21 protein-coding genes and 1 pseudogene are annotated in these 18,479 nt (G+C 37.5%); 19 read left to right on the forward strand and 3 right to left on the reverse strand.

What is annotated here, in order from left to right; all coding sequences use genetic code 11:
* From VKA52_RS17240 to VKA52_RS17250, 3 genes and pseudogenes are all read left to right on the forward strand, one after another.
* The coding region (locus VKA52_RS17240) for a hypothetical protein (RefSeq protein WP_326316580.1) at nucleotides 1-224 on the forward strand (224 nt) is incomplete at its 5' end.
* A gap of 1,175 nt (nucleotides 225-1,399) precedes the next feature.
* Nucleotides 1,400-1,513 (forward strand): annotated as a pseudogene (locus VKA52_RS17245) (GNAT family N-acetyltransferase); the annotation flags it as partial.
* 133 nt (nucleotides 1,514-1,646) lie between these two features.
* The gene (locus tag VKA52_RS17250; RefSeq protein WP_326316581.1) at nucleotides 1,647-1,865 is read left to right on the forward strand and encodes a hypothetical protein; all 219 of its coding nucleotides are present in this window, start codon (nucleotides 1,647-1,649) and stop codon (nucleotides 1,863-1,865) included.
* 136 nt (nucleotides 1,866-2,001) lie between these two features.
* Here VKA52_RS17250 and VKA52_RS17255 read toward each other — a convergent pair whose 3' ends face one another.
* Nucleotides 2,002-2,163 (reverse strand): aspartyl-phosphate phosphatase Spo0E family protein, encoded by a 162-nt coding sequence (locus VKA52_RS17255; RefSeq protein WP_326316582.1) that lies wholly within the window; start codon nucleotides 2,161-2,163, stop codon nucleotides 2,002-2,004.
* 524 nt (nucleotides 2,164-2,687) lie between these two features.
* Here VKA52_RS17255 and VKA52_RS17260 point away from each other — a divergent pair.
* Nucleotides 2,688-3,113 carry an NUDIX hydrolase gene (locus VKA52_RS17260; protein ID WP_326316583.1) on the forward strand — a complete coding sequence of 142 codons (426 nt, stop codon included), beginning with the start codon at nucleotides 2,688-2,690 and terminating at the stop codon, nucleotides 3,111-3,113.
* A gap of 915 nt (nucleotides 3,114-4,028) precedes the next feature.
* Here VKA52_RS17260 and VKA52_RS17265 read toward each other — a convergent pair.
* Nucleotides 4,029-5,009, reverse strand: a complete 981-nt coding sequence (locus tag VKA52_RS17265) for a DNA/RNA non-specific endonuclease (protein ID WP_326316584.1) — start codon at nucleotides 5,007-5,009, stop codon at nucleotides 4,029-4,031.
* Between the two features lie 347 nt (nucleotides 5,010-5,356).
* Nucleotides 5,357-5,779 carry a helix-turn-helix domain-containing protein gene (locus tag VKA52_RS17270; protein WP_115895032.1) on the reverse strand — a complete coding sequence of 141 codons (423 nt, stop codon included), beginning with the start codon at nucleotides 5,777-5,779 and terminating at the stop codon, nucleotides 5,357-5,359.
* Nucleotides 5,780-5,969: 190 nt separating this feature from the next.
* Here VKA52_RS17270 and VKA52_RS17275 point away from each other — a divergent pair, with 190 nt between their 5' ends.
* The 15 genes from VKA52_RS17275 to VKA52_RS17345 all read left to right on the forward strand — a co-directional run bounded on the left by VKA52_RS17275 (nucleotide 5,970) and on the right by VKA52_RS17345 (nucleotide 18,479).
* Nucleotides 5,970-6,200: a helix-turn-helix transcriptional regulator gene (locus tag VKA52_RS17275; protein ID WP_035546713.1), complete on the forward strand. Its 231-nt coding sequence runs from the start codon at nucleotides 5,970-5,972 to the stop codon at nucleotides 6,198-6,200.
* Nucleotides 6,201-6,524: a hypothetical protein gene (locus VKA52_RS17280; RefSeq protein ID WP_008590613.1), complete on the forward strand. Its 324-nt coding sequence runs from the start codon at nucleotides 6,201-6,203 to the stop codon at nucleotides 6,522-6,524. It begins immediately after the preceding gene.
* A gap of 99 nt (nucleotides 6,525-6,623) precedes the next feature.
* Nucleotides 6,624-7,115 carry a helix-turn-helix transcriptional regulator gene (locus VKA52_RS17285; protein WP_326316585.1) on the forward strand — a complete coding sequence of 164 codons (492 nt, stop codon included), beginning with the start codon at nucleotides 6,624-6,626 and terminating at the stop codon, nucleotides 7,113-7,115.
* An 11-nt stretch (nucleotides 7,116-7,126) separates the two neighbouring features.
* Nucleotides 7,127-8,149, forward strand: a complete 1,023-nt coding sequence (locus VKA52_RS17290) for a DnaD domain-containing protein (RefSeq protein WP_115895030.1) — start codon at nucleotides 7,127-7,129, stop codon at nucleotides 8,147-8,149.
* Nucleotides 8,150-8,166: 17 nt separating this feature from the next.
* The gene (locus VKA52_RS17295; RefSeq protein ID WP_115895029.1) at nucleotides 8,167-8,400 is read left to right on the forward strand and encodes a hypothetical protein; all 234 of its coding nucleotides are present in this window, start codon (nucleotides 8,167-8,169) and stop codon (nucleotides 8,398-8,400) included.
* 410 nt (nucleotides 8,401-8,810) lie between these two features.
* Complete coding sequence (locus VKA52_RS17300) at nucleotides 8,811-9,251, forward strand: hypothetical protein (protein ID WP_160841182.1); 441 nt, start codon at nucleotides 8,811-8,813, stop codon at nucleotides 9,249-9,251.
* Between the two features lie 68 nt (nucleotides 9,252-9,319).
* Nucleotides 9,320-9,514, forward strand: coding sequence for a hypothetical protein (locus VKA52_RS17305; RefSeq protein WP_115895028.1), 195 nt, complete (start codon nucleotides 9,320-9,322; stop codon nucleotides 9,512-9,514).
* A gap of 15 nt (nucleotides 9,515-9,529) precedes the next feature.
* Nucleotides 9,530-9,793 carry a hypothetical protein gene (locus tag VKA52_RS17310; protein ID WP_035541924.1) on the forward strand — a complete coding sequence of 88 codons (264 nt, stop codon included), beginning with the start codon at nucleotides 9,530-9,532 and terminating at the stop codon, nucleotides 9,791-9,793.
* Nucleotides 9,794-9,807: 14 nt separating this feature from the next.
* Complete coding sequence (locus VKA52_RS17315) at nucleotides 9,808-10,917, forward strand: hypothetical protein (RefSeq protein ID WP_326316586.1); 1,110 nt, start codon at nucleotides 9,808-9,810, stop codon at nucleotides 10,915-10,917.
* Nucleotides 10,918-10,930: 13 nt separating this feature from the next.
* Nucleotides 10,931-13,420 carry a VirD4-like conjugal transfer protein, CD1115 family gene (locus VKA52_RS17320; protein WP_442788859.1) on the forward strand — a complete coding sequence of 830 codons (2,490 nt, stop codon included), beginning with the start codon at nucleotides 10,931-10,933 and terminating at the stop codon, nucleotides 13,418-13,420.
* Nucleotides 13,421-13,451: 31 nt separating this feature from the next.
* Nucleotides 13,452-15,353 carry a pLS20_p028 family conjugation system transmembrane protein gene (locus tag VKA52_RS17325; RefSeq protein WP_326316588.1) on the forward strand — a complete coding sequence of 634 codons (1,902 nt, stop codon included), beginning with the start codon at nucleotides 13,452-13,454 and terminating at the stop codon, nucleotides 15,351-15,353.
* Between the two features lie 26 nt (nucleotides 15,354-15,379).
* Nucleotides 15,380-15,703, forward strand: a complete 324-nt coding sequence (locus tag VKA52_RS17330; RefSeq protein ID WP_241655963.1) for a DUF5592 family protein — start codon at nucleotides 15,380-15,382, stop codon at nucleotides 15,701-15,703.
* A complete protein-coding gene (locus tag VKA52_RS17335; protein ID WP_326316589.1) occupies nucleotides 15,690-15,893 on the forward strand; it encodes a hypothetical protein in 204 nt (67 codons plus the stop codon). Before VKA52_RS17330 ends, VKA52_RS17335 begins: the two co-directional genes overlap by 14 nt.
* On the forward strand, nucleotides 15,894-16,553 hold the full coding sequence (locus VKA52_RS17340) for a hypothetical protein (RefSeq protein ID WP_326316590.1): 660 nt from the start codon (nucleotides 15,894-15,896) through the stop codon (nucleotides 16,551-16,553). It abuts the gene before it with no gap.
* 3 nt (nucleotides 16,554-16,556) lie between these two features.
* A complete protein-coding gene (locus VKA52_RS17345; RefSeq protein WP_326316591.1) occupies nucleotides 16,557-18,479 on the forward strand; it encodes a VirB4 family type IV secretion system protein in 1,923 nt (640 codons plus the stop codon).

Here is an 18,479-nt window from a genome sequence, read left to right on the forward strand (position 1 = left end):
TATTAATACATATCTCTTTTAACTTTCTAGTCAGTGTAAGAGATATTTATTACAGATATTTTCTAGATGGGAATAGTTCTTCTGAACCTTTTCCATCGCCCGTAATTGTTATTGTCGGAGGACTTATTCTGATTTCTTTATCCTTAATATGGATTGTACCTTTTTTAAAAAAACACTGGAAGAGTACTATTAAAAAAGGTCACCCTTTATTAAGTGAATGGTAAGACGTTCTATTTAGCATGAATTCGAGTCTTAAAGTATCGAGTCAATTGCTCTGTAGAGTGCTCGCCATTAGCCCATAAACATAGCTGTATTTATCTTTTTTAACTAACGGACCAGGATTTGTTGAAGGAAAATAATCCTAATATATAAATCAGATTGAATTGTTATATCGTAGCTAGGTGGAAGGGGAATTCATGGTGGAAAAGAAAACTATGAACTTTGTAAAGTTGTTATTTGGAGTAGTAGTAGGAATTGCAATTTACGAAGGGATGAAAGAACTAATACAACATTTATTTTAATTGTGAATATATGGGTAATTAAAGTAACGAATACGTTAATTGAAAATCTGCTTCAATATATCTCAGAATCAAGTCTTATAGAAACGGGGGCATAGCTGCAATGAAGCTATAGCTTATTGATCTAACAAAAATATTACGTTAAATAAGATAATATGGTTTTCAGGTAAGAATTTGGTAGGGGAGACTATTGCGATGGCTGATTGGATAATTATAATTGTACTCTTTCTTATAGGAGGATTAACTGACTTCTCTGCTTCCAAGTTTATCACGAATAGAAAAAGAAGAAGTATTTTAGCAATAACAGTCTGGTTTGTAGTAGGCATCTTATCTTTAATGATATGGTTTATAAACCGATAAAGATGTACCTAATACGTGCTTTAGATAAGTGCGACTTAATGAAATATATTTCAATTTCAAGTCTTCAACTAACGGGGGCGATTATTCAAATAGGATAGTCGTCTTTTTTACATACAATTATGCAGTTTATTACTTTGACTATCTTCTTATTGATTAACAAGTTATGGTAAGCTAAAAGTAACTTTTCAAGAATATATAATAGGTGTGTGCTCATGTTTTACTTGATCTTCTTTACGATAACTTTGGTGTTTGCTTTATTATTCTCGTCTGTTCTTCTTGCAATGGTATTAAAAACTAAGAAAAAGAGAATATATTATGGTGCAATGATCCCTATCATTTCATTTGCCCTATCTTTCTTGTTATTTCATCTGATGTTAGATGAAGGGATACTTTTCGTTTACATTGTATTGATAATAGGTGTGAGTACATTTCTTGCCGGGGTGTTTATATTTTGTGTAGGCTACTTCATGAAGCAAGAAGACACTATGGGAGTATAGTGAGTCAGCATTTGATACCTCGAAACTGTATTGGCTGAAACCGATAGTGATGCTGTGAATTTCTATAAAGAATTAACAAGTTTAGGAGAAAAGTATCCTGGAATTGAACGGTGCCGTTGTGCGTTGAGGTATAAATAAATGCTTCTTTCTTAGAATATCTTGAAGCTGAGTCTTAAACTAACTGGGGCGATAGCTGCATAGTGGCTTATTGTACTAATGCGCAGTTTAACGAAATAATGTCATTAAATTTCCTAATGGGGGGTATGGGGATATGAGCAAAACGATGATAAAAGGTACTATAAGTTTAACAATAGGAGCGATAATATTTTTTTGCTTGTTTTTTATAAATGAAACTAAAGACTTTATTGATATGGTGATATGGGGAGTGGTGTCTTCCGTTTTAGGATATATATTTATATCTTCCTTTATAATGTCTGAGAAAGAAACCAAGGATTTTGAAAAGAAGATTGATGACACTATTTTCAAGTAATAAAAGTCCAATCTAAGGGAATATTAGTGAATATTTGCTCCAATATCTCGAAATCAAATTTTCAGTTATCGGGGGCTTTACTGTAGATAAGACACATAATGCGCACTAAAAAAGGCCTCATAACGATGAGACCTAGTTAAATACTTAGTTTGTTTAGCTCGTCGAATTGATTCATAAGATCATCTAACTCTTGTGAAATTTCAACTAGTTCGAGGTAATCGACAGAGTTTGCGTGGGCTTCAAACATTTTTAATCTTAGGGCTTCAATCTGGTTATTTATACAATCTATGTTAGACATATCTACTACTCCTTTAACAGAATAGCTTAATTTGATTTTTGCAAAGATGAATCTTGCTGAGTTTTTTCATTAAAGGGGGACAACTTTTCAATCGACCACGGTGTTTGTTCAACTAATAGATTAACGTTTAATTTGTCTCTTAAAATCATCGCATCGTGAAAATCTTGAAACAATCTAACTTGTTCTGTTAGTGAATCTTTTAGCACCTCAATTGAACCATTAATAGACCGAGTGAGCCTGTACACTCCGCTTGCCTCCATTCATAGTTGATTAGTATTTGCTTAATATATTTATAGCTTTTTTATAAGGAGGTGTCAATATAAATTTCAGGACGTTTTAACCTATCAAAAATGTTTAAAAAATACAGTCTTAAGGCTAGTAATATAGTTCTGCAGAGTTGAACATTACGAAGATTGTACGTAACATATCTCAGTTTCGAGTCTTCCAGTAACGGGGGCGTTTGTTCAATATAGACGTTCACTTTTTCAATAAAGCAACTGTTTTAGTAGTTCTTGGGAGGAGAGATGAAAGTGACACCTATTAAAAAAACATATGGATATGTAACAAGACAAAAAGAAGGTAAGACACAGGTATTAGTATTTCAACATCCTATTGCTGAGGCAGGGATACAAATACCAAAGGGGACGGTACAGCCTGGAGAACCCACCCAACATGCAGTTGTAAGAGAAATGGAAGAAGAAACAGGATTAACGGACTTTCATGTGGAACAACTACTTGCTGAAGATTTATGGGAGAATGATGACGGTGCTATACATAACAGATACTTTTATAAAATAACTGTCTCAAATGTTGCAGATGAATGGGGCTACAAACCAACAGGCGGGGGAGAAGAAGAAGGGCTAACTTTTCATTTTTTTTGGATTTCATCTGAAAATGAGGTTGAACTTATAAGAGGTCATGGAGATTATTTGAACCTTGTTTTCACCTAAAAGTATTGAATCATATGAAGAGCTTCTAATCATCTTAAATATCTCGAAATTAAGTCTTACGGAAACGGTGGCAAATCCTGAAAACAATGAGGAGCGATTATTAATTATGGTTAAGTCTTTGAAAGGGCAGTTTGTCTTGATCCTATTAGCTGCCATCTGTTTTGTAATTCATTCATTTTCATATGTTGAGTTTACTGGTGAGGAAAAATTCTTGTTCAACCGGATACTCTTCTATTTCATTATGATTGTATCGGTTTTTAATGCAGGAATGATCACTCAAAAGTACATACACTCTAGAAAAAAGAAAAAATCCTCGGTGCTATCTTGATATTGAGTCTTCATAAATTGGGGGCGTTACTTGGACAATTGCCTTATGTGCTAACGTTGAAGAATACTTATTATGGAAAGAGGATAGAGGGGCTTTAATTGAAAGTGATTAGGATTGTATCAGCCATCATTGCATTATCCTTAATAGTTTTTAGTTTTACAACCGATAACAAACAAATCCTATCTTATACTCAGTTTTTTATTGGAACCATACTTTTAATTTACAGCATTTCAGAGTTTCAAAATAAAAAGAAAGCTCGCGCAGTATATTTATTATTCCTAGCTGTAATTATTGTATTAATAGGAGCATTATCTCTTTAAATTTTTGATAAGGATGACCATCTGCCTGATTCAAGTAAGGTGGGAAAGTTAGTAAATTACATAAAATATCTCGAAATCAAGTCTTACGGAAACGGGGGCTTTAGTTGAATAAATCAAATATTAAAAAAGGAACTCCCATAAAATTGGAAGTTCCTTTTATTTGTAGTCGTATTAACACTAAACTTTAGCAGAGTCTAAAAAAAACGAAAGCCTCGGTTATGAGGGAGCCGGTTCGAACCGCAGTGTTATGCGGGAGAAGCGAGGAACTTATTCCCCCACCATCCCATCTCCATCTCTATCCTGCATGTATTGATACAACCAGTGGTCGCTGGTAATCGGCATACTGAAACCAGCATCTTTTGCTTCCTGGATCGTCACCTGACCATTACCATTTGCATCAACGCTAGAAACATCCCCTTCTTCAGTGGACCCGATGGAACCATTAGAATCGGATGAATCGGAGGAGTCGTCTCCGGTGAGTCCAAGTGATTCATTGACGTCATCCGGATTGAGATTATCGAAGGTATCGACAACCTCATTGCCTTGTATCGTATAAGTATATTCATAATGGGAAGGAATCTGTGTGTTCGTATCAGGATATGTGATAATGGCTTCAAAATCAGTAGCGCCCCCGGCGTCCCGGATGGCATCTTCCATGTAGGCTTGATCCCCGTGGCGATTCAGCGTACTTTCCTGAGGCGTAATGTTATAAGCATTGGAGACGCCTCCGAGAGAGTCCGCAATGACATGTCCTTGATCTAACTGGTCACTCTCGACCCCAGGCACTTGAGCTTCGTCCCAGAAGTATCTTCCGGATGAGACGACCGGCTCTGTATCGTCGTCCTGCAGGATGATTTCCTCCGCCACAACTCTCACCAACTGACCGTGCTTATTGGTGAAAGCCCAGTATTCCCGGTCCCCAAATCCAATATCCACGACAACATTCGCTTCTCGATCTCCGTTCTGGTCGCCACCATCCACCTCTATTCGGTCGTAGCCCGAGAAGAGGTCTTCATTCGTATTGGGTTTCGTTTCTTCCACTTCTGGTTCATCAGCAACTGCCGGGGCGGCTTCTTCTTGCTCTTCTTGTTGTCCCTCTTCTTCCTTATTTTCATCCGCCTGTGCTGTGGTTTTCTCTTGTACATCTGCTGTTTTATTTCCGGTGGACGTATCTTCTGCATTTTCACTGCAGCCGACTATAAAGATGGTCAGCAGAACCACCACGATGTAGTTCCATTTTCTTTTCAATTCAAACACCTCTTCTTATGATTTGCCCTCTTCTTTGAATGGGTCTTTTATCCAAATATACTATATTTATTAAAGAAAAGGTCGTGCAATTGTTTTTCGCAATAGAACGGTTCCTACTTCTTTCCTCTATGCCAGCTCAGGTCTCACTAAAAATAATTGGGACGGTAGATTTGGCACTCCTGGTGGTTGCGGCAGGGTAAATGTTATTCGTTCATAGGTTGGGTTATCTTTTTTCTTACATTTATTATAACCCATGCTTTTCTTTAGGATGAAAAATGTAAAATTGGACACTCTATCCAGATTAAACAAAAAAGCAGGGACTTCCTATAAATGAAGTTCCCTGCTTTTTATTTATTTTCTTTTTCTTCGAGTTCTTTAGATTTTTTCACTAAATATTGAAAGTAACTTTCCAATTCCCTTATTTGCTCTGGACTCATTGATTTCCACTTTTCCAAATCAAAAAAAGCTGCATCTTCGATTCCGTATTGGTCCATCAATTTATTTACTTCTTTTATGGAATCAAATTCATTGCTTTTATCCACTTGATAATCTGAAATATCTGATCGGCCTAAAAGGTAATCGGTGGATACATCAAAAAGGTCAGCGATCTTGTTCACAGTATCTAAAGTAGGAATTTTGGTACCTCTCTCGTATGCTGTGTAAGTTGTTCGAGCTACGCCGATTTGCCTTGCAATATAATCTTGGGTCCAATTTGGATTTTCCTCTTTTTTTATTTGTCGGCATCTTTTCAGCCTGTTTGAAAAATTCATGTTTATACCACCATGCTTTTCACTAGATTAAAGTGTGTTATGTATCCATTATAAATGTTTCTCAAAGTAACTTAAAGAAAAGTTCCTAAAAGTGTAAAAAAATTATATGGATATTGTTGACAATGTTACCTAAAGGAACTTATAATACATTGTAAGATGTTCCTTAAAGGAACTTTAGGAGGTGAATAAATTGAGGATGTGGTTAAAAGAGATTCGACTTCAGAAGGATTTAACTCAACAACAAACAGCTATTAAATCAAACATATCGAGAAGCTATTATACCCATATTGAATCAGGAGTTAAAAATCCTACAGTAGAAACAGCGAAGGACATAGCTTTTGCTCTAGAGTTCAAGTGGACAAATTTTTTTGAAAATCAATGTTCCTTAAAGGAACAAAAAACTTATAAGGAGATGTTGTAGATGTTTGAAGCTAAACTGCAACCCGAATCTGATTTTAATAACAAGGTTTATGATATTTTTTATGATATTGCTAAAAAAGCACAAGAAGATGTTCAGAAAGAAATGGAATTACCCTATTTACTTGATCGAACAAAATTAGCTGAGCGTGTGTTTAATGTCAGTGTACAATCTCTTGATGCTCACGTATTAAAGCGCAAGGACTTTCCAAAAGTTCATGTAGGTGGCCGGACACTTTACCCTAAGGATTTAGTCATTACATGGATTAGAAATCATGTTGATGTATCTGATGATATTGCTCCGGAAAGAAACTTTGGTGTTGTTTGACTCTATGAATCTAGTATATACCTCTGAGAAAGCAATCAATGGTACAAATCCATAAGTAAGGAGGGGGAAACTATTAATAAAAGCAAATCAGCGCAGTTAATGAAGGATTTAAGAAAAAACAAAAATAAAACCCAGCAACAGTTAGCTGTAGATATGTTTCAGTCAAGAGAGTATATCTCTAAACAGGAAGGGGGAGAACGGAAGATTCCTCCTGTATCCACTAAATATTTTATTGAGAAGTATAACAATCCTTGGTTAGCACTTGAAGCTGTTAATGAATATGTTGGGTGGGGGATCTCTCGCTTAGAGGGACCGGAAGTAGAAGAGGATAATTTTCTCTTACAACTTCTATTAGAGGAAGAACTACAGAAGGCTATTAATGTATTAGCTAATGTAAATTTAACTGCAAAATTACACGATAAGCACTCTATTAAGATTCATGACATACGGAAATCAGCTGAAATTATGACTGGTGTTATTCATTTCTCTACCCTGTATTTAGCTACTGTTTGTGAAAGATATGAAATCAATTGGCTAAAGCTTTGGAAGGATCATCACCAAACTCTATATTGTAAGAGATTATTAAATTAGGAGGTGAGGTTGTGCAGGGGTGGTTAAAGCTGCATCGTAAAATTCTTCATAGTGAAATTTTTGAAAATGAGAAGTTGTTAAAAGTGTTCATTTATTGTCTGACGAAGGCAAGCCATAAAAGTACAGAATCGAGAGTAGGGAGGCAAAAGGTTACTCTTAAACCTGGACAATTTATATTTGGCCGTAAAAAAGCTGCTTCTGAATTAAGTATGAATGAATCCACCGTTCGTGACTATATAAAAATACTTCAGGAAGACAGTGTCATTAGTATAAATACCACCAACAAATATAGTGTAATAACCGTTGAAAACTGGGGGATTTATCAATCTAACGATGAAGAATACGACAACAAAACAACAGCAGAAAAACAGCAAGACGACAACTCCTCGTCACCAGAGAGACAGCAGAAAGACACATACAAGAATGGCAGAGAACTTAAAGAAGTTAAGAATGTAAAAGAATTCATTACTACAACAACTTCTGAACGATTGGATTGTGACAGCATTCAATTTTACCAAAACAACTTTGGGATTATACGTCCTCAAATCTCAGAAGAAATAGTGAAATGGGTTGAAGACCTTGGGGATCCATTAATTGTGGAGGCTATGAAGCGTTCCTTGGACCGAAATAAACCGACATGGGGCTACGTTAAGAGCATCCTTCAATCCTGGATAAATAAAGGGATACGAACAGTAGAACAGGCGGATGCTGAAGAAATTGAATATAAGAACAAGCAGGCTAATAAAGCTCCGTATTCCAAACAATCACAAAGTCAGGAGGTATTACCGGAATGGTTTAAAAATCGTGAAGAACAAGAAAAGCATCATATAAATAAAAAACCTAGCATCGAAGATACAGCTCGAACCATTGAGTTATCGATAAAGCTAAAAAGATCGAGAGAGAACATTCTTGATTCTATTGATGATCGATATAACATTTCTGAAGAAGATATAGCTTCTATTCGGGAAGGGAAACGCTCAGCTATTGACGTTTTATTAGAACAATCGAATCTTAGTGTGGCGGGAGAACCATAATTGGGAGGTAAGAAAAGGTGAAATCAAATAAAAAGCACTTTGCTTATTATGACATTGCTTCACAAGCTGACAATGTAAAAACCTTTGAAGGAAAAAGATATGATGTGCGTGGTATTTGGGCGGTTGATCGTCATGGTACTACTGAAAAGCTGGCCAGTATCTATTATTTAATTCGAACCGTAAAAGATGATCAATTCAGAACCATTGCTAAACGCAAAAATCCTATGAGTGAGCTGAAACCTGTCAAGTAAATATAACGATTTTAACACGTGCTTAAATAGCACACATTGAACATTGAAAACTATATATCTATGTTAGGAAATTGAAAGGTCATAAAACTTTCCTAACAGTCGATGACCGTTTGGTGCGTGTTACGTGAAACGCATCTTGTGACCGGGTAAGCGTTGTATCTATTATGGATTACTTATATAAAGTGAGGTATAAACTGATGAAGCATTATGTAGTTTATCCTAGATACATAAAGTTCTTCGTATAGGCTAGAAACGATGTGCATTGTAGAAAAATAATCATTCTACATAGGGTTGATTGTATCTCGCCATAAACAATCATCAATAATAAAGATCTATCTTCCATAATGTGGATTTATATTTTAGTAGGTGTTAGAATCGTTATACAAATCACTTGAGAGGAGATTGATCTGATGGCAAAGCGTTGGGTCGGTGGTTTGGCTGGATTTGTTATAGTTTTAATCCTAGTTGGTTGCGGATCTCAAGGAGCCACAGGTCAAGTCGAGTCATTATCACCAGGTGACATGAAAGAAACTCTGCAAGACAGTGACAATGTTTATATTTTAGTAACTGATGCGTCTGAGGAAGAAAAAAGAGATGAATATATCAAGGTAGTGGAAGAAAATATTGAAGAAATTAATGTGAAAGAAATTAATGCTCAGAATCAAAAGATTCTTGATGGGGATATGGATCTGAATGATATAGGTTTGGAAGGTAGTGAACTGTTCCAATCTCTAAGTTATTATCAGGATGGAAAATTACAGGATCGTATCTCCTTAAAAACACAGAAATACAAAACCCTTGAAGATAGGGATAAAGCCATACAAAAATTCATCAACGAAACATCATCCTAATGGAAGTGATCCTTAATAGATCGCTTCTTTTTTTTATGGATAAAAACCTTGAAAGGGGGTGAAGGTAAATGGGCGTTACTAATCGTGAACTTAAGCAATCAAAAGACTTAGTTCAAACACTGCTAACCATCCAAGACATTTCTTACAATGATTGGCTTCATGAAAAGCACCAAGACTACATTCAACAAAACCAAGATGTCGTTATGAAGTCATTGCTCCATTACAAAGGGGTGGATGAAGAAAACAACAATAAAAATATTTAATAAGGGGAGATATTAATGAAGTACTTTGCGGATCATTCCATGCTTGCTGCCATTAGTAATTTACAATCTACTGGGGCATCAATTTTAACCGCCATGCAGCTTTTGGGTATTATCTCGGCTGCCATTGCTTTTGGTATAGGAGCCTACCATCTTATATGGGGTGGAGTTAGAGGTCGCCAAAGCTCTATCGTGTGGTTCATTGGTGGTGCCGTTGGACTTGTCGTTCTAATGGGAGCTACAGCTATCGCTGAATACATTGACAGTCAGGTGATCTTTTAAAGGAGTGTAGGTTCATGAGGGTATTATTCACATCAAAAATGGATGGTGAAATTTCGAGCTTTCACCCTTATTCCTTCCAGGAAATTGTCGTTCTAACAGCAAAATTGGATGCTAAATTAAAGAAGAAAAATGCCAAGCCAATTCTGCTAGATTTCATGATATTTAATGAAGAAGGAGACAAGCTGTACAACGGCTCATATGAAATGGGAGCAGAAGGAAAATCAAATATTTATGACCATGTTTGTCAAAAGCTTTTAGAGTTACCCATGCAAAATAAAAATGAAGAAACAAAAAGGGATGTCTTTCTTCAACAATTAACTTCTAATACACCAGCATCTTATCAAATTGATATGACAGGAGTATTGAAAGAAAAGGAAGGACAAAAATCGAGTTGGAAGCAACTTGGTAAGCGTGGCAAATTTTTTGTGAGTATGATCAGTACCACATTAGTGGTAGCCATAGTTACATCCATCACTCTTTTTATACTTCTAAGCAATCAAGGCAAAGATCTAAGAGCCACAACACAAGAGCTGGAAAAAACGGAGAATGTAAAAACGGCTTATGAAGGTTATTGGACAGGTCAGCAGAAAAAAGCTGTTGATCAGTTACAAGGAATGGAAACCTTAACGGAATCGGAGCGCAAAACATTGCTTCATTTTCTGGTGGAACTTAAAAAGTATGATCAAGCTTTGCAATATGTGGGCAAGAAAAACTCTTCTTCACTGGCTGAGCAAGTCATGAAAGTTCATGGTCTGGAAGAATTGATTTCCTTTCAAGAAGCTTATCCAAGTCCTTTGGGTGAATTTAAAATAGCCTTTCATAATGGGGAATACAAACAGGCGGTGGATATTCAAGATATGGCGATGTCTCCTGAACTGTATAAACAAAAGGGGATCGCTTATTTGAGGCTTGGTCAATTGGAAGATGCAAAAAAGATGGCCAGTGAAGCGAAAAATGATGAACTGAATAAAAAGATTAATGAGTATCAAGAAATTGTGGAACAGTTGACGAAGATAAACAGCCAAATAGAAACAGAGAAAAAGTCGGAAGATCAAAATCAATCTAAAATCGATTCGCTTAAGGAACAACAAGATGAGCTGGAGGGCCGAAAGAACAATATATAAGAGGGTGATTCATTTGAAATCAGTCATTGCTAAAAAACAGGTGCTTATTCTCCTAAGCATCTGTTTTTTTATATCCACGATGCTGGTCAGTACTTTCGTATGGAATTTGGGATATGCCATGTGGTCGACCTTAAAGACTTTCCCAGAATTCAGTAAACCAATAGAAATTAAAGCTTCATTTTTGACAGATTTTCATATGCAAGAACAACCTCTCTACTATGGAATAGCGGCCTTAATCGGCTTAGTCGGTATAGCCAACATGATTTACAAACTTAGAAGTAACTTTAAACCCGTAGGCACGGACGAAAAAGGTTCCCAGAGATTTGCAACGAGAAAAGAAATTCAACAACAGTACAGGGCCATTCCTGATCGAAAACAACCATATAAAGGTAAAGGAGGCCCTGTGTTATCTAGAAAAGGGGACAAAGCTTTTATTGATCCGTCACCTGTCAATAATCTAATTATTGGTACGACAAGGAGTGGTAAGGGCCAAACCTATGTTATTCCAACCATAGATGCCTACTCTCGTGCTGAATATCAGCCCTCTTTAGTCATCAATGACCCTAAAGGCGAGTTATTTGCTTCTAGCCGGGAGACGCTGGAGAGAAGAGGTTATGAGGTTGAGGTCTTAAACTTAATGAATCCCATGCAAAGCATGAGCTTCAATTTGCTAGAGTTGGTTAAACAATCTTATAAGGATGGGGATTATTCTACAGCTCAAACGCTTTGCGAAACCATTACTCATATGCTTTACCACAATCCGAATGCTAAAGAACCTATGTGGGATGATTCAGCTAAATCACTTGTGAATGCTATGATCCTTGCGGTTACAGAGAAAAGCATAACCGAAGGGATGGAAGAGAAAATTACGATGTACACGGTCGCCAACATGCTCTCAGAGTTAGGGACTAGAAATGAAATGGATGAAGATGGCCAAGAATACAATGCATTGGATCAATTCTTCCAAGAACTACCCCAATCCCATGTGGCGAAAGGTCAATATGCAACGAGTAATTTTTCCAAAGGGAATACTCGATCAAGCATTTTTACGACAGCGATGAATGGATTGACGAAATTCACTATGAGTGAAACAGCTAAAATGACAGCAAAAAACTCTTTAGATTTAAAAAGAGTGGGCTTCGGTCAAAGTATTAAGGGGCGAGGTCGCCCTTTTTCCAAAGTAATGATTTCATTTCCGGATGGAACCACTGAAATCAATCAATCAGGAGAGAGTGGGACATGGACCATTAACTTTAAAACCTCATTAGAGGTCGGAGATCATTTAGTTATTTCTCAAGACTTGGCTCCTGGATCTTCAAAAGTTAAAGAAGTTCAAAAGGATAGCTCGACGATTCGGATTGACAAAGTAGAGAAGGAAACGGGCAAGGTTTCTTTTTCTTATATTTCTGCTAGTAGCACTATGGAAGTAAAAGAAATTATTAACTCCAATAAGCCTATTGCTGTGTTTATGGTTACACCCGATTATGATACGTCTACTCATGCTATACCGTCTATTTTCGTTAGCCAATTGTATTATGTGTTATCAAAAAATGCAGCCATTGCCAAAGGACAAAAATGCTTACGAGAAGTGGTCTTTATGTTAGATGAGTTCGGGAATATGCCTGCAATAGCAGATATGGATAATAAAATCACGGTATGTTTGGGAAGAAACATTCGCTTTCACTTAGTTGTTCAATCCTATGCTCAATTAAAAGATCTGTATGGAGAAGATGGGCAAGCCACCATTCGTGGTAACTGTGGAAATGAAATTTATATATTGAGTGCTGACTATGATTCTGCTTCCTATTTTTCTTCCAAGTTAGGAAAGCAAACGTTAAATACTCAAACACGGTCTGGATCTACCTTTTCCCTGGATAAGTCGAAAACGGAAAGTACGGAAGGAAGAGACCTTCTAACGGCCAATGAACTGCAGGAATTGGAGGAAGGAGATACGGTAGTGCGACGTGTGCTATTACGTCGTGATAAGAAAGGAAGAAAGATTCGTGCCTTTCCTATTTATAATACAGGAAAGTACAGTATGAAATATGCTCACACGTATCTTAGTTCAGAATTCCGTCCAGGTAGATCAATTACGGAAGAAGAGATTTCTACCCCACACCGCCATGTTCTTCCAGCAGACTTAGTTATTGATTTTCAAACTGGCTATTCTAATAAAGCACAGACAGACGAGGCGGTAGAGGATATGGAAAATCACTCACAAAATGGACCATTCAGTGATTCAGAACAACCTATGGAATGGTGGAGGAAGGAAAAAGTCGGTGAGTTCTTTGATAAAAGCACATTCTCCCTGATCCACCAACAAATTGCTCCTCATTTAGAACACAGTGAGGAGGAAATGAATGATGAACCTATGGAAGCTTTTCTTTATAACTTAAAGCTTTTAGGCGATCACCAAGAAATTAACCGACAAGTGTATAGTCACATTCGCAAACAAATAGATAAGTTAATTGAAGAACAGGAAACACCAGTAGAGCAGGGATGAAAAAGGGAAAAATAATAAAGGTGGTGATGGAGTGTCCGATGAAGAACTGTTAGAGATATTGTTAAGGTTTTCCGAAGTCTTATCAACGAATAATATCTTTACATCTGGGTTAAGGATCGTAGGGTGGGGAACGATATTATTCTTGAAAATGATTGTTGATGGTCTGGAAGGAATGGTTGATCAGGTCTTAACCTTAACGGATTTCTTTTCGAGCGATCCCGTGACTAACTTTCTCGAAACCATCCAGCCTGTTCTCTATATCATGCTGGCCATTTCATTGGGAATGATCGGCTTTCGATTAATCTTTAATAAAGAAAAGAATCGATCTGACATTCCAATGAACCTATTTATATCGATCATGACGATTTCTCTGTTGTCTTTTGGAATGGGGAAAATTAATGACTTTACTGGAGATGCAATGGACGTAGCGAAAGTACAAACAGATTCTTTTACCACCTCCGATCGAGTAATGGGAGACCATATTACAGACATAGTCATTTATGAAGAAACAGACTGGACAGATCCAGATGTAGAAGAACAACATCATATAAGCCCAGACTCAATTGATAAAATATCCATTAATGAAACGATTGACGATAGTTTTGAAAAATCTAATGGCGATAGCCTATCAAATAAAGGACAAAAGCTTGTAATGAACAAAGTAGGGTTGGAATCAAATGGTGAAGAAGGGCTTGTTGAGTTAGGAAAAAGTGGTCTGTTTGATTTCCTTCCAGAAAATTATTACAGGTGGCATGTGGATTGGTTTACTGCCATCGTAACTCTTTCCGTTATGGCTTTTACCATGATATTAATATCGATTAAAGTAGCCAAGCTCTGTTTTGAGCTTGGCTTTAATCATATCGTGGCGCTAATTATGGCGTATTCTGATATATCCACGGGCCAGCGATTGAAAGCGATCATTAAGAATATTGGAAGCATTTTTGCTTCGCTTATCATGATTTTCTTAAGTCTTCGTGTGTATATGTATTACACAACTTTTATAAATAATAATCTTGAAGGACTAGGGTATCTGATTGCTTTAATTGCAGGAAGTTTGGCTGTCATTGATGGTCCTAATATCGTGCAAAAACTCTTTGGAATTGATGCTGGATTGAAAAATGCCTGGCATGTGGCGATGGGTGGTTACCTAGCTTCTAAAACACTCGGACCTCCCGTGAAGAAAGCTGCAGGAGCTATTACAAGTGGTGGTGTATCAGCCTTGATGAATACAGGTGCCGGGACAGCTGGTGCGGTCGCTGGTATCTATGGACGCAAAGATGAGAGGGAATCTAAGACAAAAGGAAAAAGTGATTCATCATCAACTGAAGGAAATAGAAGTCAAGGAAATAGAAAAAAACAAGAGCCAAGTCCAATGAGATTCAATCAGGAAGGGCAAAAGGGTTCGTTGGGAGGAAAAGAAGTTAGAAGTCCGGAGGCAGGAAATCGTTCATCCAGCTATGAAACTCAGGGTCAGTCTCATCCTTCTTCTCAGAAAGAGTCCTCTATGAACACTACAAAAGAAGATTCCCCAGGAGGATTGGACGTACCGTCATCGAACCAAAGCAATGAGCAACCTATATATACTCAACCTCAGAAAGATAAAAAACAAGAGAAAGATATAGGTAGTAGTGAAACAGGAAGCGCACGTTTAGATGCAAACGATAATGAACCTAAGGAAAAGACAAACCAAATAGCTGCAAGCGCAAAATTAGAAACACCAGACGTAAAAGCTCCAAAAAGTCCAGATGATATTCCTATGCCTAATCAATATAGAACAGAGCAGCGAACTGTAGGAGGATATATGAAAGATCGGTTGGGTGAGCGACTTACTAATAATCCTAAGGTTCAAAGTGCAAAACGGACGTATAACTTATCTCGAAACACTACGGAGAACTGGATAAATAAAATTAAGAAACGCGGGCATGAGTCTTAACTTGGTCCGCGTTTTGTTATGAAGGAGTGTTTTTATTGCAATATAAGATTCCATCCGAAATTGGAAGTGAGTTGAAGATCAATCGTCTATTTTACCTTACAGACTTACTTGTGGTCCTCATCCTCGGCGGCATAGGCTTTACATTTCGGTATGTCGTTCATTCTTCATTCGTCTGGTGGTATGCAATCTTTTGGATCTTATTGATGGTTGGTTGGTTAATCCGACCCAAAACGAATCCAAAGCTGCGTATGGCAAAAGCGTTGTTCTTAGCTGTCACAAGGGACCGAATTGCTTATTGTGCCATCGATAAAAAAGAAAGGGAGGATGGTAGGAATAGTGATCAAATATGAAGAGTTAAAAGATGAAGGATATACGTTTCAAAGGTTTAAGGCACTTCTTGTGGCACAGCTTGGACGAGACTTAACAAAAATAGAAGCATGGAAGATTCGGTGGTTGTCTGGATGGGAGCATGAAACGGTCGGCGTAATTTTTGACCTGATTCATGAAGTAGCAGGAAAGAAAAATGAGGGAGGACTTTAAATGAAGAAGAATAAGAAAGACCAACCTTTCTTTAAAGAAGACAGTTCCGAAAAAATGGCTCTTTTTGATGAACGAAAAACTACTGAGAAAAACAAGAAGCAGCAAAGGTCGAACGCTAAAAAGAAAAAGAGAGAGGTGGCAATTCCATCTATAGCTGAGATTCTTCCCATTCAGGACATGACCGAAGAAGGATCCTTTCAATTAAAAGGAGACACGGGCTATATGGACGTGATGCAACTTCAGAGTAAAGATATTTATTCTCCATCTACCCAGGAAACCGAGTACGACATCATGAAGATGGCTAAGTTCTTTCAATCATATGCGCCGGATATCAAGATCGTATCTATGAATTTTCCGGTTAATATGAAAAAACAACTAGATGCGATTAATTACAAGATTGCTCAAAACAAAGCGCCTCTGTATGAGCGCTTTTTAATTAGAAAAAGAGAGGAGCTGCATTTTTTAGAGACCTACCGGACGAATAGAGAATTTTATTTATATATATACGCGACTAGCCTTAAACAGCTTGCTGAGTATAGAAACAATTGCCGGCGTTATCTTGGACGAGTCGCTCCGGTCATTGAGTTAACCGATGAAAAGAAGCTTGACTTGCTCTATAAGCTAAACAATCAAAATTCTAAATTAGAAAAGAGGGGTTAAGGAATGTTCTCATTTTTAAAGAAGAAAAGTGATGCCGAAGAAACACAAGAAAAAGGATTTAACCCTTTCTTACTGGCCCATATTCAACCGCAAGGAGGAATTAAATTTCACGAAACCTTCACCCGGAAAGGAGACGGTTATGAAGTTTGTGTCCATGTCTATTCCTTCCCTAAAAATGTTTCAGATTTTTGGTTAGAGCCTATTTTCAATATGGAGAATGTCATTACTACGATGGATATTGTCTCTGACGATCGTTACAAAGTTAGAGATGGTTTGAACAAAGGGATGGCTGAACAGAGTTCCAGAATGATTAATGAAAAAGATAATGCAGGAATCATAGAAGCGCAAAATAACTACGATGATTTGCGGCAGCTGTACAATCAGGTGTCTGAAGAAGGAGAGATCGTTAAACGTGTTCACCTTAGGCATTATGTAAGTGCACCAACAAAAGAAGAGCTGGAAGACAAAGTGAAAGTCGTCTTATCGACGTTACAGGACGAGAATTTTCGAGGATCTATCTTCTTAAACGAACAGGAATTCGAATGGAAATCACTACTCACGAATTATACCGAACAATCCACTTATCGAAACAAAAGGGAAGGTCATCCGATACCCGCCTTAGGGTTAGCTGGTGGCTTTCCTTTTCATTTTACTAGCTTAAATGATCCTTACGGTACATTCTATGGAACGACACTCACAGGAGGAAACGTCGTCTTTGATCTTTTTCATAGAGATCAGCAGCGTAAAAGTTATAACGGAGTCATGGTAGGAGCGATGGGGGCAGGAAAATCTACTACGCTTAAGAAAATCATGCTGGATAATGCGATTAAAGGATATAAGGTCCGGACGTTTGATGTCACAGGAGAATTTGTGGAGTTAACGGAAGCTTTAGGTGGGAAGCAGCTTGCTCTCGATGGGTCCGATGGGGTCATCAATCCTTTGCAGGTGTATCGAACGGCAGAGGACGAATATACGTCCTTTACTCAGCATTTATCCAAATTGACAACATTCTATAAATTCTTAGCACCTGAAGCGAATGATAGTGAATTGAAAGAATATGAAAATCTATTAAGAAAGCTCTATGAAAAGCTTGGCTTATGGAACGATGATTCAAAATCAAATATAACCGAACTTTCTGTCCATGAGTACCCTATCTTTACCGATTTTCTTGCCTTTATCGAAGAACAACTCTATGAAAATATCAAGGAAGGGAAGCAAAAAGAGAAGTTGAGTCAGGAAAGGAAACGACGCCTGGAAAGCATCGAATTAAACATACGTAACCTTGTAGAGACTTACGCGCATCTCTTTAATGGCGTATCAACCATTGAACACTTTGATGAGCAACAGGTCGTTACTTTTACCCTTAGGGGCCTATCGCAAATGAGGGCAGAGGTTTTCCAAGCGCAATTGTTTAATGTACTCAACCTCCTGTGGGACTCCATGCTAACGAACGGTTCACCTCAGTTTGATGCTTATAATCGAGGAGAATTAGCTTTTGAAGACGCTGTACGATATCTCATCTTGATGGATGAAGCTCACCACATCATTAATACAAAGAAGAAAAGTGAGAGTGCTCTTGATTTTCTTACAAAGTTTAGCCGAGAGGCCAGGAAGTATTTTGGTGCTCTTCTCTATGCCAGTCACACCATCCGTGATTTTGTTCCTGAGGGTTCGGATCAGAGTATGGTAGAGGAAATCAAGAAGCTTTTTGAACTGACCCAATACAAAATTATTATGCAGCAAGATAGTAACAACTTAGAGATGATGCAGCAAATATTCATGGGGCAATTAAGCCAAAGTGAATTAAAAGATATCCCTTACCTACAAACAGGGGAGACGATGTTAAGCATCCGTGCGGTTGAAAACATTCGTTTCAAGGTGGAGGTATCGGACGAAGAATTAGCCTTGTTTGGAGGAGGTGCATAA

Source organism: Halobacillus sp. HZG1, assembly GCF_035818575.1.
Lineage (GTDB): Bacteria > Bacillota > Bacilli > Bacillales > Halobacillaceae > Halobacillus > Halobacillus litoralis.

Coding starts and splice junctions, on each gene's coding strand:
- VKA52_RS17255 (WP_326316582.1), bottom strand. CDS start 2,163: ATGTCTAACATAGATTGTATAAATAACCAGATTGAAGCCCTAAGATTA.
- VKA52_RS17250 (WP_326316581.1), top strand. CDS start 1,647: ATGAGCAAAACGATGATAAAAGGTACTATAAGTTTAACAATAGGAGCG.
- VKA52_RS17285 (WP_326316585.1), top strand. CDS start 6,624: ATGAAGGATTTAAGAAAAAACAAAAATAAAACCCAGCAACAGTTAGCT.
- VKA52_RS17300 (WP_160841182.1), top strand. CDS start 8,811: ATGGCAAAGCGTTGGGTCGGTGGTTTGGCTGGATTTGTTATAGTTTTA.
- VKA52_RS17315 (WP_326316586.1), top strand. CDS start 9,808: ATGAGGGTATTATTCACATCAAAAATGGATGGTGAAATTTCGAGCTTT.
- VKA52_RS17270 (WP_115895032.1), bottom strand. CDS start 5,779: ATGAATTTTTCAAACAGGCTGAAAAGATGCCGACAAATAAAAAAAGAG.
- VKA52_RS17310 (WP_035541924.1), top strand. CDS start 9,530: ATGAAGTACTTTGCGGATCATTCCATGCTTGCTGCCATTAGTAATTTA.
- VKA52_RS17280 (WP_008590613.1), top strand. CDS start 6,201: ATGTTTGAAGCTAAACTGCAACCCGAATCTGATTTTAATAACAAGGTT.
- VKA52_RS17345 (WP_326316591.1), top strand. CDS start 16,557: ATGTTCTCATTTTTAAAGAAGAAAAGTGATGCCGAAGAAACACAAGAA.
- VKA52_RS17260 (WP_326316583.1), top strand. CDS start 2,688: ATGAAAGTGACACCTATTAAAAAAACATATGGATATGTAACAAGACAA.
- VKA52_RS17305 (WP_115895028.1), top strand. CDS start 9,320: ATGGGCGTTACTAATCGTGAACTTAAGCAATCAAAAGACTTAGTTCAA.
- VKA52_RS17340 (WP_326316590.1), top strand. CDS start 15,894: ATGAAGAAGAATAAGAAAGACCAACCTTTCTTTAAAGAAGACAGTTCC.